The following is a 14,618-nucleotide window of genomic DNA, read 5'->3' as shown; positions in this document are numbered from 1 at the left end:
GTCTTTCATTATCTCTCCAGGAGAAGAAATAAATTATCCGGTATTAGCTACCGTTTCCGGTAGTTATCCCAGTCTTACAGGCAGGTTGCCTACGTGTTACTCACCCGTCCGCCGCTAAGCATCAGAGGTGCAAGCACCTCATCAACTCCGCTCGACTTGCATGTATTAGGCACGCCGCCAGCGTTCGTCCTGAGCCAGGATCAAACTCTCCAAGAAAGTTGATAGCTCATTTTGAAACTGACGAGATTAAATCTCATTGTTTTGCTCAGCAAATCATTCAGCCAAAAGGCATGAACCAATTTGCTTCGCGGTCGACCTTGCAAGCAAGGTCTGTATCTCACTCGTTGTTCAGTTTTCAAAGATCAAATTCTTTCGTTTTCGAAGCCGCTCAGTTAGCTCAGCAGCAACTCTTATAATATATCATGTTCAGCCGAGATTTGCAAGCTTTTTTTGAAGTTCTTTTTTTCAGAAACTTTCAAATTTGAAAACCTGCTGGCTAGCAGTTTTACCTGCATTTCTTGGCCGGACTAATAATATATCATGGATTTCAGGATGGTGCAAGCTGTTTTTTGAAATATTAAGTTGCCGGGATACGAGTACCTGATTCATTGATGCAATAGCTTTGTTTGTCCTGCGTTTCTCTGCATACCCCTCTTTACTTCGGCGGTTTAGGCCATAATGTATAGCTGAAGCTAATCAGGAAGTCGATAGCTACGATCCCTCCCCACCATACCGGTACAATCCTCAGCGCCTCTGTACGATTAGGGTCATTGACAATCAAGATCATAAGCACAAGCAGAACGCCCCCAACAAACCATGCAATCACATGCCGGTACCAACCTTCTCTCTCACGACGGGCATGAGCCTTCCCATGTTTAGGTGCGCGCTCAGGCTCCTCCCCTCCTGCGAACCGGTAAGCAAACCTCTGATCTGCCCACTTTATCATCCGATGCCCATATGCAACCGTCACACCGATATATATAGCAGAGAGTCCATGAATGAATTCTGCTTTTACTCCATTTCTTAGATCCACAATCGTAAATATGATGAGCAAAACATCCACGGCTGGTGTAGCCAGCAGCAAAATCGCCCCCAAACGGCTCCATCCGGCTAAATATCGTGCGCTCAAGCCGGCCAGTATAAGCACCCAAAATGCAATTTCGCATCCTACGATTAATGCTGCGATCAATTGTCCTTCATCCTTTCTTTTTAGAACGGTTGTATTAAAAACAATTTATCACGACTGTATTAAATAAACAAGGTGAATGTTATACTTGGTACATGCCCAAAATTGTTGATCACGAAAAGCAAAAAGAAAGAGTGGCCGAAGCCACGTGGCGTGTCATCCGAAAGATCGGGCTTGATCAAGCCTCAGTAAGGAACATCGCCGATGAAGCAGGGCTTTCGGTCGGCTCCATGCGACACTATTTCACCACACACTCAGAGCTTCTGTCTTATGCCATGAAAAAAGTTTCGGAAAAGGTAAGGGAGCGAATTGCAGGTATTGCCTACAGCGGCGATCTATTCATAGACATCCCTCTTCTGCTAGATGAGGTTCTTCCCACCAATGAAGAGAAACGACATGAAATGGAGGTTTGGTTTGCTTTTGTCGTCAAATCATTATCTGATCCTTCGCTTGGATTGCACCGCAGCGAGGTCGATGATGATCTCAGACATATTTTTATTGCAATCATGAATGGATTAACTGCCATAGACCTAGTCCTTCCAGATCTGGACATCTCACTTGAGATTGAACGCTTCTATGCCCTGATTGACGGCCTCGCGATCCACGCTGTGCTTAGACCGGATGTCGTAACAACAGACATGATGCGTAACGTCGTCAAGCGTCATCTGTTGACGCTCTGCCGCCTACAACCGGGCTTATAAAAACAAAAAAAGGAACAGACGTGAATAATTCACGCTGTTCCTTTTCTATATGATGAGGAATATCCTCATTTACTTAAATATGACTACTCCTGCGTACGATTTCTCATGTGAGGGAAAAGCAGTACGTCACGAATGGACGGTGCATTGGTCAACAGCATTACGAGACGGTCGATACCGATACCCAAACCACCTGTAGGAGGCATACCGTACTCAAGCGCGTTTAGGAAGTCTTCATCCATCTCATGCGCTTCGTCATTACCCTGCTCACGTTCCTTAATCTGCGCTTCGAAACGTTGACGCTGGTCAATCGGATCATTCAGCTCACTGAAAGCATTCGCATGCTCACGTGCCACGACAAAGAGCTCAAAGCGATCCGTAAAGCGCGGATCCTGCTCGTTCTTCTTCGCGAGCGGCGAGATTTCTACCGGATGTCCGGTTACAAATGTCGGCTGAATCAAGGTCTCCTCTACAAACTCTTCAAAGAATGCATTCAGGATATGGCCGAAGGTCATATGTGGCTCAACTTTGACGTGATGCTCTTTCGCAAGTTGATGCGCCTCTTCATTCGTCATCTGTACGCCGAAGTCAACACCCTTCACTTCTTTAACGGCATCCACCATAGATACACGGCGCCATGCTGGTGCCAGGTTCACTTCATGTCCCTGATAGTTAACCACCTGAGTGCCAAGCACTTCTTGGGCAATATGGGCAATCATGCTTTCGGTCAGGTTCATAATATCCTGGTAGTCCGCATAGGCTTCATACAGCTCAATCATGGTGAATTCCGGATTATGGCGTGTAGAAATACCCTCGTTACGATATACACGTCCGATTTCGTAGACTTTTTCCAAGCCGCCAACGATGAGGCGTTTCAAGTGCAGTTCAATCGCAATACGCATGTAAAGCTGCATATCAAGCGCATTATGATGTGTAATAAATGGCTTTGCCGCTGCTCCGCCAGCGATGGCATGCAGGGTTGGCGTTTCTACTTCCAGATAGCCCTGGGAGTCCAGATAACGACGCATCGATTGAATGATACGGGAACGCGTAATGAATGTTTGCTGCACTTCAGGATTGATGATCAGGTCAACATAGCGTTGACGGTAGCGAAGCTCAACATCCTTCAAACCATGGTATTTGTCAGGCAGTGGATAGAGGGACTTCGAAAGAACCTCGACTTCACTTGCTTTGATCGTGGTTTCTCCCGTTTTGGTCTTGAACATGGTGCCGGTAATACCGACAATATCCCCGAGATCAAGCAGGCGGAACGCAGCAAATGCTGCTTCAGGAACAGAATCCTGGCGCACATAAATCTGAATTTTACCGCTGAGATCCTGGATGTGAGCGAAAATAGCTTTACCCATGCCACGCTTGGCCATAATTCTGCCTGCAACGCGCACTTCGGCATGCTGCTCGTCCAGCTCTTCCTTGGTCATTCCGTCATACTTTGCAACCAAATCGCCTGCATGATGAGTCCGATCGTATTTCTTTCCAAAAGGATCAATTCCCAGACTGCGGAGCTCGTCCAGTTTGCCGCGGCGAATTTGGAGCATCTCGCTAAGTTCTATTTCTTCTTCGTGATTGTTTACTTCTTCCGACATTTCAAACGTCACTCCTTCTATCTCACTGCCTGCTTTCGTCAAACGTACACAGGTGTCTACCCTAGAATGTACTAAAGTTCATTCTATATATCTGAAAAAAAAGCTTCCTAAAGGAAGCTTCCTAACAATCCTAAAGCATGCGGATCTTATTTTTTGATATCGATGATCTTGTATTGAACCACGCCCGCAGGAACGTTAACGTCCACTGTGGTGTTTTTTTGCTTGCCCAAAATGGCTTTACCCACCGGACTTTCGTTCGAGATTTTATTGTTAAGGGGATCGGATTCAGCCGTACCCACAATCGTGTATTCCATCGTATCACCGAACTCCAGATCCTGCACGATTACCGTAGCACCGACTCCGACAACATCAGTATTGATTTCGTCGCTGTTGATAATCCGGGCATTGCGAAGCAATTTTTCAAGTGTGATGATGCGTCCCTCAATAAAAGCCTGCTCATTTTTGGCATCTTCGTACTCCGAGTTTTCACTGATATCCCCGTAGCCAATGGCCACTTTGATACGTTCTGCCACCTCGCGCCGTTTGACTGATTTCAGGTTCTCGAGTTCGTCTTCCAGCTTTTTGAGTCCGTCCTGTGTTAGAATGACTTCTTTATCGCTCATCTTAACCGATTCTCCTGTCATGTAAATAAATTTAAAACTACCGTAATCATTATAGAGAGAACTATCATGTTATCTTTAGATCAATCTATATTTATGCAAAGTTTGAAGGATCAGAACATCCCTCTGCTGTTTTAAGGATAAAGTCGAATTTATACTGAAAAATTATATGGTAAGCATTTCAAAATGTCAATCACACGCCCGCAGGCATATGCATGGGCATTATTGGGAGACGACTGCTTCTTCCGCCATATCTGCTTCCAGCGCTGCCCGTTCGTTCAGACTGGCTACAAAATCCTCCAGGATTCTGACCATTTCATCCCGCTTTGTTCCTTCCATTATCTCATCTTTGATACGGTTAGAGCCCTTCAGTCCTCTCAGATACCATGCCAAATGCTTGCGCATTTCGCGAACGGCAACCGATTCCCCTCTTAAGGCAATAAGCCGATCCATATGCAAAATAGCTATGCGGATCTTCTCTTCCGCAGGTGGTTCAGACAGGAGCTTTCCAGTCTTCAGATACTCAATCGTACGATACAGCATCCAAGGATTGCCAAGCGCTCCACGTCCGATCATAACTCCGTCCACACCTGTTTGGTCCAGCATCCGGCGGGCATCCTCCGGTGTCACCACGTCCCCGTTCCCGATGACAGGAATCGATACCGACTCTTTAACCTGCTTTATAATATCCCAATCGGCGTGACCGGTATACAGCTGCTCGCGTGTACGGCCGTGGACACTTACCGCCTGGCCTCCTGCGCGTTCGACTGCACGTGCGTTCTCAACCGCATAAATATGATCGTGGTCCCAACCGGTGCGCATTTTAACCGTCACAGGCTTATCAACGGCATCCACCACTGCAGCAACCATCTCATAAATTTTGTTCGAATCCAGCAGCCAGCGGGCGCCGGCATCAATTTTGGTCACCTTTGGTGCAGGGCAGCCCATATTGATATCAATAATGTCGGCGTTCGTCTGCGTGTCAACGACTTTCGCAGCTTCCACAAGCGATTCACGGTCCCCGCCAAAAATCTGCAGGCTGAGCGGTTTTTCCCGTTCGTCGACAAAAAGCATTTCCCGCGTGCGTTGATTGCCATGTAGGATAGCCTTTCCGCTGACCATCTCGGCGCAAACCAATCCGGTTCCGAATTCCTTGGCTATGAGCCGGAATGCCGGGTTGCATACTCCCGCCATCGGAGCCAGAACGACCTGGTTCTTCATTTCAATATTGCCAATCTTCAGCATGTGATCCATTCGCTCCTTTAAGATCATTTTGTTCAAATATATATATCCGTCCTGGAGCAGTAAATCTATTGATTGGTGAGTTCCTGGAGCGAAATGTCCAAAACCTCGGCAATTCTCGTCAACGTCTGTTCATCAGCGCGCCGGTTTCCGCGTTCTATAGCACCGAGCACCGCCAGCGAAATGCCGCACCCGGATGCCAGCTCCTGTTGTGTAAATCCCTTTAGTTTCCGGAAGGCGCGGATACGCTGCGCCAGCTGCAAGTTTTCCAAAGCTGCAAACCTTCCTTTCCATCCAGTCTTTCCACTGCTGCCATGACTACAGTCCGCAAACCGGAGGATTCATCCGCAGGCACAATGTCCTTCAGCGGGGCAAGTACAAACATACGCTCCTCCATACGGGGATGAGGCAGAATCAATTCTTCCGTGTTCTCCTTCTGCCCTTCCATCCAGATCAGATCCAAATCGACGGTTCTCGGACCCCAACGAATATGGCGGACTCTTCCGAGCTCTTTCTCGATCTGCTGCATCACATGCAGCAATCCATATGGATTCAGACTTGTGCGGACCCGTACAGCCATATTCAGAAACAAAGGCTGGTCTACATAACCAACCGGCTCCGTTTCATAGATATTGGAGCAGTGGAGCACGGTGATATCGGGAGTTTCATCGAGGCGACGCAGCGCCTCCATCAGTGTATCTTCACGGTCACCCAAATTGGCCCCTAAAGCAATATAAGCCTCTGATGAGTCAGAGGTGGAATGTGCATTCATGATGGGTTCTCACTTCCTTGTTCTGTGAAGCTCCACAGTGACGCCCTGAAAATGGATGTCAAAGGGAGGGTGCGGTTTGGTCACTTTGACCGTCAATGCATCGATACTAGTATAAGTGTCCAGTACCGAGGATGCAATACGTTCGGCCAATGCTTCGATCAGGCGGAAAGACTCGGTTTCAACGACTTTTTTCACAACTTCATGAACTTCGGCATAATTTACCGTTTGAGTCAGATCGTCATTTTCCCCGGCGGCCCGCAAATCCAGCTCAAGCTCCAGATCAATATAAAAGCGTTGGCCCAGCTTACGCTCCTCTTCAAAAACGCCATGATACCCGTAATATTCCATGCGATGCATTTTCATTTTATCCATAATCCATCATCCCTCCAATAAATTAAGAGCCGATCCGTCTGGTGTCCATTGATGCATACAACATAGCGTCGCACATCATCACGGTCCGTTTGATTTGTTTCACGTCATGCACTCGTACAATTTGGCAGCCTTGGGCAATACCGAATGCAACGGTAGCAGCCGTTCCTTCGACAATGTCGTTTACTGGCAGGTCCATGACTGTCCGGATAAACTTTTTGCGCGAAGTCGCGAGCAGCACCGGATACCCGATATCCACCAGCCGGTCAAGCTGGGTCATAATTTGCAGATTTTCCGGTCCGTTCTTGGCGAATCCGATACCCGGGTCTAAAATAATCTGCTTTTCATCCACACCGGCCTTCAGCGCAAGTTCGACACTTTCCTCCAGATCCCGCACAACGTCAGTGGCAAAATCACTATAGTTCATATCTTTCCTGTTATGCATTAAAATAATCGGGCAGCCGAGCTCAGCCGCCGCATTCAGCATATCCGGATCTTTTTTGCCTCCCCAGATATCATTCATGATATGGGCTCCAGCTTCTATTGCTTTACGGGCAACCTCAGCCTTATAGGTATCAACCGAAATCGGAATATGGGGAGCCGCGCGGTGAAGAGCCTCAACAACAGGAATGACGCGGCGCAGCTCCTCCTCCGCAGAGACAGGCTCAAATCCGGGCCGTGTCGATTCGCCTCCGATATCGATCAGATCCGCCCCTTCCTGAACCATCTGCAGCGCGTGATGTACTGCTTGTTCAGGATCAACATACCGGCCGCCATCCGAAAAGGAATCAGGCGTTACATTTAAGATTCCCATGATTTTCGTGGATGCTCCAAGCTCAAGCACCGCCTCACCCATGGTATAGGTTCGTTCATAAATTGTCGTTTTCATGATAGCCTCCCGTTTGCTGCCGATACAGCCGAAGCAGCCTGCTTGTGACAGGCCCGACACGACCGCCGCTAATTATAGACAATGCACCCGAACCGTTGATGAGCGTGGTGACAGGCACCAGCTCCTGAATCGAGGTGGTCAGCCATATTTCATCGGCCGAGGCCGCATCCTCCCATGTATAAAACCCTTCCTCACAGCTCAGGCCTTCAGCAGCTGCCATCTCCAGCACCAGGCCGCGCGTAATGCCGGGCAATAGCCCACAGGCTGTATCCGGCGTATATAGTTGATTATTTTTAACGAAGAAAAGATTGCTCACAATTCCTTCCGAGAGATATCCATCCGTACTCAGCATCAGACCCTCGGCATGAAGTTGTACAGCTTCAGGATAAGAGGAGAGCTCTCTTTTCGCCAAAATATTATTCATATAATGCAGCGACTTCAGCCTCACAGAGCCTTCCGGGGAATTGCGCCTGATGTTGAGCAGCTTCAGTGCCTTCCCCTGGGTGTACAGCTCATCAGGAGTTTCCGGCAGAGGTTTGGCCATGAGTACTTGACTCGGGCGGGTGTATTTTCCTGTTGGTAAACCCAGCACATCTTCACCCGCGCTGACGGTATAGCGGATATACGCCTCCTCCAGACCGTTCGCCTTCATTAATTCGCTGATAGATTGCCGCAGCAGAAAGGGATCAGGCAGGGTATCGGTCCCGATTCCCAGTGTTTCGCAGCCTTGAGCCAGTCGGTCCAAATGCCTCTCCAGCAAAAATGGCTTGCCTCCGTAGGTACGGAAGGTCTCAAATAATCCCATACCGTATAAAAAGCCGTGATCCATAACGGAAACCACGGCAGCAGAAGCATCGATACATTTACCGTTCAGCAGAATCCACTTCATGCGTTAGTCGTTGCTGTCCGCTTCAGAAAGTTGCGGAGCATCTGGTGTCCGTAATCGGTAATAATCGACTCCGGATGAAACTGTACACCCTCTACAGGATATTCCTTGTGACGCAGTCCCATAATTTCGCCCTCTTCCGTCTCAGCTGTAATTTCCAGGCAATCAGGCAGTGTGCTGCGTTCCACAAGCAAGGAATGGTACCGAGTCGCCGTGAACGGGGATGGCAGGCCCTCAAATATGGAGGTTCCGTGATGCAAAATCGGTGAAGTCTTGCCGTGCATCAACCGCTCAGCACGGACAACCTGTCCGCCAAATGCCTGTCCGATGGCCTGATGTCCAAGGCAGACGCCGAAAATCGGGATTTTCCCTTTAAAATGTGCAATGGTCTCCAGACTGATTCCCGCTTCATTCGGAGTGCACGGGCCCGGCGATATCAGAATATGATCCGGAGCGAGCGCTTCAATACCCTGGATATCTATTTCATCATTGCGGATTACCTTCACTTCTTCTCCCAGTTCACCAAGATATTGAACCAGGTTATACGTAAAAGAGTCATAATTATCGATCACCAGTATCATACTCTCATCCCCTTTTCCTGCCGGGTCATGTCAGCAGCTGCTTCCTGTTCACTTAAAAGGACTGCCTTGACGATGGCTTTGGCTTTATTATGGCATTCACGATACTCACGATACGGCTCGGAGTCAATGACGACTCCAGCGCCGGTCTGAATCATGCCGATTCCATCCGATACAACCAGTGTTCTTATGATAATATTTAATTCCAAATTTCCGTTGTAGTCAATCCAGCCCATGGAGCCCGTGTAAGGTCCCCGTCTTATCGGCTCCAGCTCCTCAATAATTTCCATCGTCCGGACTTTAGGTGCTCCCGTTATTGTCCCTCCAGGGAACAAGGCAGCGATGACATCAAATGCACCTTTACCGGAAGCCAGCTGTCCTTCCACCTGTGACACAAGATGCATGACATGGGAGTAGTGCTCGACGGTCATTAGCTCCGGTACCCTTACCGTGCCGTAAGCTGCCACCTTGCCGATGTCATTGCGCTCCAGATCAACGAGCATGACATGCTCCGCGCGTTCCTTCTTGCTGCTGAGCAGTTCTTCCGCCATCGCGATATCCTCTTCCCGCGTATGCCCGCGGCGGCGGGTGCCAGCAATTGGACGAGCGCTGATCCGCTCTCCCTGGCGCTTGACCAGAAGCTCAGGTGATGCGCTCACAAGACTGAAGCCCGGCGAGCGGAGCATTCCCATATACGGCGATGGATTTAAAATCCGCAGCCATTCATAAATCCGCTCCGGATCTGAATTCAGCTCTTGTTCCTGCTTGAGCGACAAATTAACCTGAAACACATCGCCCTGCCGGATATAGTTCTGTATCGTCTCTACTGCCTGCTCGAAAGCATCCTGAGGAAAAGCGCTTTTCATGCCAGGCCACTGTCCTTGGTCCTGCTGCGACTGTGCATCTATCATATGCCTTTGCCGCATAATCCGCTCTTCATCCAGCTCTGCCTGCATTTGTTCCGTAAAAGAGCGCCACTGCGTCAGCATTGACCGTGCCTGTTCCTGTGCTTGTTCATATATGCGCTCCAGATCGCCAGCTGCCGATATTGGCTTATGAACTGCACAAATCAGCTTATGTGCTGTATGATCGTAGATCCATATCTCTTCAAGCCGCATCCAGAGATAATCGGGTATATCCGGATTGTCCGCTGCACTCACAGGCAGAGATTCCAGGAAACGAACCACATCATATCCTAAAAACCCGACACAACCTCCGAGAAACGGAGGCAGTCCCGCTGATTGCTCCTCATCATCCTGAGGCTTGGGAGCCTGAAAGGGCTCCATCCAACGCCTGATAACATCCAGAGGCGATCCTGCCGTATGTTCAGTGCTGCTGCCAGCCTTCAAAACGGTAATCTCACCCTGTTCTCCCTTTCCCTTAAGAATAGATACAGGCTGAAGACCCAGATATGTGTACCGTCCATCCTTGCCGCTCTCGAGGACAAAAGAATACGGGGATGCTTGCTCCCAGGCACGAGACCAAGAAGCGGGGAGGCCTGACTCATCCTTCTCCAGCTCCATTTCAAGTATGAATGGCAGCATGGTGTATCCCTGCTCTACCCACCTCTTCCAATGTTCATGCGTAAACCTGCTGTTCCCGTTCACATTCCTCATCCCCTTTGCTGCAAGAGCTTTCTATTGGTTGTCAGTATACTTTGCCAGATGCCCTTTTGAAAAGACTTTTCCTTGAGGTTTTTACAAAAATACGATCTGCAACCTAAAAAAACCTGCTACTGTAAGAACAGCAGCAGGGGCGAGAATCATATTAAAATGTCAGAACACATTGTTCTGCAAACTTATCCTTCAAAATTGTACAGCGGCGTGCTCAGGTAACGTTCCCCATTACTAGGAATAATCACAACGACACGTTTGCCTTTTCCAAGTTCTTTGGCTACCTTAAGTGCGGCAAATACTGCAGCGCCGGAGGAGATGCCTGCAAGAACTCCTTCTTCTTTCGCAACGCGGCGTGCCGTGTCGAAGGCTTCATCATTTTCAACATGAATGATTTCATCATAAATCTCACGATTCAGAATATCAGGAATAAAGTTGGCGCCAAGACCTTGAATTTTATGAGGCCCTGGTTTGCCGCCGGACAGAATCGGAGAAGCCGCAGGCTCTACCGCTACAATTTTCACATTCGGGAAGCTCTGCTTCAGTACTTCACCCGCGCCCGAGATCGTACCGCCGGTGCCGATGCCGGCAACAAATGCGTCCAGCGTGCCGCCAATGGATTCGATGGCTTCTACGATTTCCGGACCTGTAGTTTCACGGTGGATTTTTACGTTAGCCGGATTCTTGAACTGCTCTGCCATAAAGTAACCAGGGTTCTCGCTTACGATCTCCTCGGCTTTTTTAACTGCGCCGTTCATGCCCTCCGCTCCTGGTGTCAGCACCAGCTCAGCTCCATAAGCACGAAGCAGATTGCGGCGCTCCAAGCTCATCGTTTCAGGCATAACGATAACCGACTTATATCCTTTTGCTGCAGCGACCATAGCAAGACCGATTCCCGTATTGCCGCTCGTTGCTTCAACGATCGTACCGCCCGGTTTCAAAGTCCCGTCTTTCTCCGCTTCTTCAACGATGCTGATAGCAATCCGGTCCTTCACGCTGGAGCCCGGGTTTTGGTATTCAAGTTTGAGATAGATTTCTGCGCTGTCTTCCGGAGCCAAACGGTTCAAACGAACGAGTGGTGTACTACCGATGAGTTCAGTAACATTATTAACGACTTTAGCCATGGAATAAATCCTCCCTTTTTAACTGTAGAATTCTGGTTTTGATATATGCTAATTCAGATCAAGCATCTGGCTGTTTAACGGTTTTATATCCGAGTAATTAAGTAGGTATTTAATACCTTTATCTTATCAACCTTCCATACGAATGTCAATATGAACCATCCATATCTAAGGCCTATTCCATAAGGTTTTGACAAAAAACAAACCTTGCTTTATGGAGCGATATCCATGCGGCAAAGGCTTGAAAACACAGCTTTATTTGGCACCCTCTTCAGGGGTTGGTTTCGTGATTAGTTTGGCTCCGTACTTATCTCTCAAGCTGGCCTCCAGCTGCGTCAGTGGAACGGCCTCATTAAGGGCTAGCTGCTTACGGACACTGGCGCGGATTTCCCCGCTGCTCCGTTCCCCTGTCTTCACAATATCGATAACCCGCATCACTGCATATCCATCGTCTTTCAGCTCGATTGGTCCGGCAATATCTCCCGCCTCCAAATCCTTCGCTGCGCTCAGAAGCTCCCCAGGAACAAACGGATCATCTTCCTCTATCATCCCCAGCCTTCCACCCTGCATACGGGTGTACTCGTCAAGAGACAGTTCTCCGGCCAGGCTGCCGAAATCTTCCCCTTGCTCAAGTCGGTCCAGCGTCCTATTCGCTTCCTTACGGCTTTTGAGTTTGATCCAGGCCAGCTCATATTGCCTCTTGGGTTCAAACTCCTCCTCATGCTGGTCAACATAACGGTTAACCTCATCATCGCTAATATGGATATTGACGATTGCTATTTTTTCAAGCGTCAGTTGATAGGCCGCCTCCGCCCTGACATCTTCGGAGGTCATTCCCAGCTGTACCGACATGGCCTGGTAGTAAGCGTCTTCCGATTCGTACCCACTGGCATCCTCATGAACCTTTTCTGCGATCTCCTCCGGTGTAACCTGTATCCGAAGTGCTTTCGCCTCAGTGGATACCGCTTTCTGATTCAGCATCTGCAAAAGCACTTCATGCCCACGCGCCCGCTTCAGCTCCCTGACCCACTCATCTTCCGTAATGATCTGGCCGTCAAAAGATGCCACTGCATCGAGCCCTCTCTGCTCCTCTTCCGACTCATGCACGGATCCCGCCGGCTTTAACCCGCGGATGACGATCAGGCTCCCCATGAACAACACGCCCGCTGCCAAAATGATGACTGCGGCCCAAAGCGCCTTTTCTTGTCGGGTCATCATCGTGTACCGCGCCTTAATGAATTGCTTTTTCTAAAATCTGCTGCAGCTCGTCTTTTTCAAACGTATAGGCTTCATTGCAAAAATGACATACCACTTCCGCCTTGCCATCCTCTTCAATTAACTGCTCCAATTCACTTTTGCCAAGGCTGACGAGGGTCTGTTCCACACGATCACGTGAGCATTTGCACTGAAATTGGACATCCATTTGTTCCAGGATCTCCACATCCGGCAGAAGCCGACGCAGCATTTCATCAAGCTCCAGCCCCTGATCAAGAAGTGATGTTACCGGCGGCATAGCGCCAACAGCCTGCTCGATCAAAGAGATTTCCTCATCAGTGAGCCCCGGCAGAAGCTGCACAATAAAGCCGCCAGCCACAATAACAGAGTTGTCGGGAGCAACGAGTACACCCAATCCTACAGCCGAAGGCGTTTGCTCCGAAACGGCAAAATAATACGTAAAGTCTTCGCCAAGCTCACCAGAGACAATGGGTATGCTGCCGCGGTATGGCTCTTTCATCCCCAAATCCTTAGTAACATGCAAATAACCTTCGCGGCCTACCGCTCCGGCTACATCCAACTTCCCCATACTGTTGCTTGGAAGGTGGACATGCGGTTCGTTCACATAACCCCGCACATCGCCTTTGGCGTTCGCATCGACGACAATCTGGCCAATGGGACCATTGCCTTGTACCTGAATGGTCAGCTGCTCTTCACCTTTGAGCATGGTGCCCATCATGGCTGCGGCCGTCAATGTACGCCCCAAAGCCGCTGTAGCGGTTGGCCATGTATCATGTCTTCGGCGCAGCTCCTCAACGAGACCGGTCGTTCTTACTGCGAAGGCCCGGACGCGTCCGCCCATTGCGGTGCCTCGGATGAGGCGATCTTGTTTATTATCCATGTCGTATCCAGCCTCCTTGCTCTCTATTTAACCGAAGTACAGCTGCTCTTAGCCGTTCTTCGTAGTATTGTTTCCAAAATTTCATGAGAAACCATCTTTATAAGATGAATTCTTGAAGTAAACAGACTGCAATGTCGTCCAAACGAATTACATATTACGTTCATAAATAAGCCGCAATCCTTCGAGGGTTAATAGCGGATTCACTTCATCGATCGCTTCCGATTCGCTTGCGATGAGTTCCGCCAGTCCACCGGTGGCAACCACCTTTAAATGTGGCGCCTCCATTTCCTGCTTCATCCGCTTCACAATGCCGTCCACCTGTCCGGCATATCCGAATATGATGCCGGCCTGCATTGCATGGACTGTATTGCGGCCAATGACTTTTTTGGGCTTTTCCAGTTCAATGCGCGGAAGCTTCGATGCCCGCTGAACCAAGGCCTCCGTAGCTATACCGATCCCCGGAACAATGGCTCCGCCGAGATAGTTCCCCTTTTCATCGATACAGTCAAATGTAGTGGCTGTTCCGAAATCAACCACAACAAGCGGCCCTTTGTAGAGATCCACTGCCGCCACCGCATTCACAATACGGTCCGCTCCAACCTCCCGCGGATTTTCAGAACGCAGATTTAGCCCTGTTCGAATGCCTGGTCCCACCATAAGCGGTTGCTTATGGATATATTTGCGGCACATTTCCTCAATAATATGCACCATCGGCGGGACAACGGAGGACATAATAACCCCCTGGATATCCGAAACCGGTATTCCGGACATGTGGAATAGATTATGAAACAAAACTCCATATTCATCCGATGTCGAATGACGAATGGTGCTGAGACGAAAATGATGGAGAAGTTCACGTCTCTTGTATATGCCCAGCACAATGTTGGTGTTCCCGATGTCGATGACAAGGATCACGAGGATGAT

At 49.1% G+C, this 14,618-nt stretch carries 16 protein-coding genes and 1 rRNA gene; 1 reads left to right on the top strand and 16 read right to left on the bottom strand.

Annotation, left to right across the window (positions count from 1 at the left end; translation table 11 throughout):
- Together KJS65_RS28815 and KJS65_RS28810 are read right to left on the bottom strand one after the other, a co-directional pair.
- Nucleotides 1–216: ribosomal RNA gene (locus tag KJS65_RS28815) — 16S ribosomal RNA — on the bottom strand; the annotation flags it as partial.
- Between the two features lie 439 nt (nucleotides 217–655).
- Nucleotides 656–1,189 carry a hypothetical protein gene (locus tag KJS65_RS28810; RefSeq protein ID WP_213653208.1) on the bottom strand — a complete coding sequence of 178 codons (534 nt, stop codon included), beginning with the start codon at nucleotides 1,187–1,189 and terminating at the stop codon, nucleotides 656–658.
- Between the two features lie 131 nt (nucleotides 1,190–1,320).
- Between KJS65_RS28810 and KJS65_RS28805 the strand changes: the two genes are divergently transcribed.
- Entirely contained in the window at nucleotides 1,321–1,887 is a 567-nt protein-coding gene (locus KJS65_RS28805) for a TetR/AcrR family transcriptional regulator (RefSeq protein WP_244864908.1), read from the top strand.
- 83 nt (nucleotides 1,888–1,970) lie between these two features.
- Here the strand turns inward: KJS65_RS28805 and lysS are convergent, their stop codons facing one another.
- The 14 genes from lysS to KJS65_RS28735 all read right to left on the bottom strand — a co-directional run bounded on the left by lysS (nucleotide 1,971) and on the right by KJS65_RS28735 (nucleotide 14,609).
- Nucleotides 1,971–3,488, bottom strand: coding sequence for a lysine--tRNA ligase (gene lysS, locus KJS65_RS28800; protein ID WP_213653206.1), 1,518 nt, complete (start codon nucleotides 3,486–3,488; stop codon nucleotides 1,971–1,973).
- Between the two features lie 146 nt (nucleotides 3,489–3,634).
- Nucleotides 3,635–4,111, bottom strand: coding sequence for a transcription elongation factor GreA (gene greA, locus KJS65_RS28795; RefSeq protein ID WP_136607592.1), 477 nt, complete (start codon nucleotides 4,109–4,111; stop codon nucleotides 3,635–3,637).
- Nucleotides 4,112–4,330: 219 nt separating this feature from the next.
- Nucleotides 4,331–5,353: a tRNA dihydrouridine synthase DusB gene (gene dusB / locus KJS65_RS28790; protein ID WP_213653205.1), complete on the bottom strand. Its 1,023-nt coding sequence runs from the start codon at nucleotides 5,351–5,353 to the stop codon at nucleotides 4,331–4,333.
- Nucleotides 5,354–5,418: 65 nt separating this feature from the next.
- Entirely contained in the window at nucleotides 5,419–5,622 is a 204-nt protein-coding gene (locus KJS65_RS28785) for a helix-turn-helix domain-containing protein (protein WP_136607590.1), read from the bottom strand.
- Nucleotides 5,574–6,122 (bottom strand): 2-amino-4-hydroxy-6-hydroxymethyldihydropteridine diphosphokinase, encoded by a 549-nt coding sequence (folK, locus tag KJS65_RS28780; protein WP_213653204.1) that lies wholly within the window; start codon nucleotides 6,120–6,122, stop codon nucleotides 5,574–5,576. The genes KJS65_RS28785 and folK overlap by 49 nt, the downstream gene beginning before the upstream one ends.
- 9 nt (nucleotides 6,123–6,131) lie before the next feature.
- The gene (gene folB / locus KJS65_RS28775) at nucleotides 6,132–6,494 is read right to left on the bottom strand and encodes a dihydroneopterin aldolase (RefSeq protein ID WP_136607588.1); all 363 of its coding nucleotides are present in this window, start codon (nucleotides 6,492–6,494) and stop codon (nucleotides 6,132–6,134) included.
- Nucleotides 6,495–6,516: 22 nt separating this feature from the next.
- Nucleotides 6,517–7,380, bottom strand: a complete 864-nt coding sequence (gene folP, locus KJS65_RS28770) for a dihydropteroate synthase (RefSeq protein ID WP_213653203.1) — start codon at nucleotides 7,378–7,380, stop codon at nucleotides 6,517–6,519.
- A complete protein-coding gene (locus KJS65_RS28765) occupies nucleotides 7,361–8,269 on the bottom strand; it encodes an aminotransferase class IV (protein WP_213653202.1) in 909 nt (302 codons plus the stop codon). Before KJS65_RS28765 ends, folP begins: the two co-directional genes overlap by 20 nt.
- The gene (pabA, locus tag KJS65_RS28760) at nucleotides 8,266–8,847 is read right to left on the bottom strand and encodes an aminodeoxychorismate/anthranilate synthase component II (RefSeq protein WP_213653201.1); all 582 of its coding nucleotides are present in this window, start codon (nucleotides 8,845–8,847) and stop codon (nucleotides 8,266–8,268) included. The genes KJS65_RS28765 and pabA overlap by 4 nt, the downstream gene beginning before the upstream one ends.
- Nucleotides 8,844–10,388 (bottom strand): anthranilate synthase component I family protein, encoded by a 1,545-nt coding sequence (locus KJS65_RS28755; protein WP_244864909.1) that lies wholly within the window; start codon nucleotides 10,386–10,388, stop codon nucleotides 8,844–8,846. Before KJS65_RS28755 ends, pabA begins: the two co-directional genes overlap by 4 nt.
- A gap of 254 nt (nucleotides 10,389–10,642) precedes the next feature.
- Entirely contained in the window at nucleotides 10,643–11,581 is a 939-nt protein-coding gene (cysK, locus tag KJS65_RS28750; RefSeq protein ID WP_213653199.1) for a cysteine synthase A, read from the bottom strand.
- Nucleotides 11,582–11,833: 252 nt separating this feature from the next.
- Nucleotides 11,834–12,796: a peptidyl-prolyl cis-trans isomerase gene (locus KJS65_RS28745; protein ID WP_213653198.1), complete on the bottom strand. Its 963-nt coding sequence runs from the start codon at nucleotides 12,794–12,796 to the stop codon at nucleotides 11,834–11,836.
- 13 nt (nucleotides 12,797–12,809) lie between these two features.
- Nucleotides 12,810–13,694, bottom strand: coding sequence for an Hsp33 family molecular chaperone HslO (hslO, locus tag KJS65_RS28740; protein ID WP_213653197.1), 885 nt, complete (start codon nucleotides 13,692–13,694; stop codon nucleotides 12,810–12,812).
- Nucleotides 13,695–13,841: 147 nt separating this feature from the next.
- Nucleotides 13,842–14,609 (bottom strand): type III pantothenate kinase, encoded by a 768-nt coding sequence (locus tag KJS65_RS28735; protein WP_213653196.1) that lies wholly within the window; start codon nucleotides 14,607–14,609, stop codon nucleotides 13,842–13,844.
- Nucleotides 14,610–14,618 lie beyond the last annotated feature (9 nt).

Origin of the sequence: Paenibacillus sp. J23TS9, from assembly GCF_018403225.1 — a bacterium.
Lineage (GTDB): Bacteria > Bacillota > Bacilli > Paenibacillales > Paenibacillaceae > Paenibacillus_AQ.
This window is presented reverse-complemented; position numbering and strand designations above follow the sequence as displayed.